General features: G+C 59.5%; 1 protein-coding gene. It reads right to left on the reverse strand.

Features of this window, described 5'->3' with window-relative positions:
• Positions 1-287: 287 nt before the first annotated feature.
• Complete coding sequence (gene pyk, locus NZK35_RS25740) at positions 288-1,838, reverse strand: pyruvate kinase (RefSeq protein ID WP_259635389.1); 1,551 nt, start codon at positions 1,836-1,838, stop codon at positions 288-290.
• Between the last annotated feature and the right edge of the window lie 94 nt (positions 1,839-1,932).

Below are 1,932 nucleotides of genomic sequence, written 5' to 3' on the forward strand. Positions count from 1 at the left end.
AGGCCTCGGGCAGCGTCGGAATGCCCGGCCGCTTACGCGTCGCGGCTCACAAAATCGACAGCCCGCTCAATCGATAGTTAGCGGCAGGGCGCGAGCCCTCCGGTCTGCGTGTCACCGGACGGCTGGCGGGCTGTCGATTTAGTCGGGATCTGCTGAGTCAATGGTGAGCCGCTGGACGTAAGGCCTCGGGCAGCGTCGCAGTGCCCGGCCGCTTACGCGTCGCGGCTCACAAAATCGACAGCCCGCTTGCGCCGTTCCGCTAGCACGGTGCGTTCGCGACTCGCTCCTCACGACTCCCCGTTGACCTGTCGTAATTGAAGCGTGTCGATGATCTTGTCGTCGGCCAAGGCGTTGGTGATCACGACCAGCCATTCGCCGCGCGTGGCCCAACCTTTCGCTTTCAGCTGAGCCAACGCTTTTTGAATGGTGTGTTCGGGGTCATCGCAGAACTCCATCAGAAAGGGCTCGACGCCCCAGGGCAGCATCAATTGATGGAAGGTTGATGGAATGTCGGTGAACGCGTAGATCGGAACCTCCTGGGCACGCATCGCGCCGAGTACATAGGCCAGGAATCCGCTCCGCGTGAACACGACGACGCCGGAGCGACCGAGTTCTTTGGCCAACACCACTGCCGAACGAAGCATCTTGGCCTTGGGCGTGTGAAGCTGAATGCGTCGGTTGATCTGGCCATCGACCGATGGCTCAATGCTCTCAACGATATTCTTCAGCACTTCGACCGCCTCCAGTGGATAAGCGCCGACGGTCGTTTCACCGGACAGCATGATCGCATCGGCTTGTTCTCGGATGGCATTGGAAACATCTGAGATTTCGGCGCGGGTGGGGATCGGAGACTGAATCATCGACTCCAACAGATGTGTCGCGATGATCACCGGTTTCCCTTGGACTTGGCAGGCGTTGACCAGTTGGGTCTGGACCAGCGGCAATTTGTGGTATTCGATCTCGATGCCCAGGTCACCGCGGGCGACCATCACGCCATCGGATTCTCGAATGATTTCCTCCATGTTTTCCACGCCGGCCTGATCTTCGATTTTGGCGATGATCTTGGCGCAGCTATCGAGTTCATCAAGAAACGTTTGCAGCGTGGCGATGTCGGCAGCTTGGCGTACAAACGAGAGTGCGACGAAGTCCAATCCGGCGGCCACGCCGGCGCGCAGATCCGTTTCGTCTTTGTGGGTCAGGGCGGGCAGATTGATTCGCGTGCCCGGCAAGTTGATGTGTCGACGCGACCCGAGTTTCCCTGGCGTGATCACTTCCAAGACCACCGAACTGTCGGTCTTCTCCATCACCTTGGTTCGCAGCAGCCCGCTGTCGATCAAGACCGTCGCGCCGACTTCGACATCGGCGGGCAAGTCGGGGTAATTGACCGAGACGCGGTGCACGCCATCGTCGCAGAGTTGAAACGGTTGCGTGTGCAATTCTAATCGGTCCCCGGACTTCAATTCGATGGGGGCATCGACCGCTCCGGTGCGAACCTCGGGACCCTTGACGTCCATCATGATGGCGACTTCGCGTCCCACATGATGCGAGGCCTGGCGAATCCGCGCGATGATCTCCCCCACCCATTCCACGCTCCCGTGGGCCATGTTCAGCCGAATGATGTCGACACCGGCCTCGATCAGGGCTTCCAGCTTGTCCAGTGTCTCAGTTGCCGGACCGATCGTCGCGACAATCTTGGTGTGCCGAAAGGGGCGTTGCGTATCAGCCATGGTGAACTCATTCCATGCAAACAGAACGTGCGTCGAGACCGATGACAGTTTGGCGGACGCGTTGTCCGATGCAACACGGATCCGAACGATGGCGAAATCGCGACCATGCATGTCAGTTAGCGTGCACCTAGACCACATTGGAATTCGAGAAATTGCCGGACGCGGAAAAGGGGGCAGGTACGACCGGCACGAGGATCAGCGCTGG

This window comes from Stieleria sedimenti (assembly GCF_025060895.1).
Taxonomy (GTDB): Bacteria; Planctomycetota; Planctomycetia; order Pirellulales; family Pirellulaceae; genus Stieleria; species Stieleria sedimenti.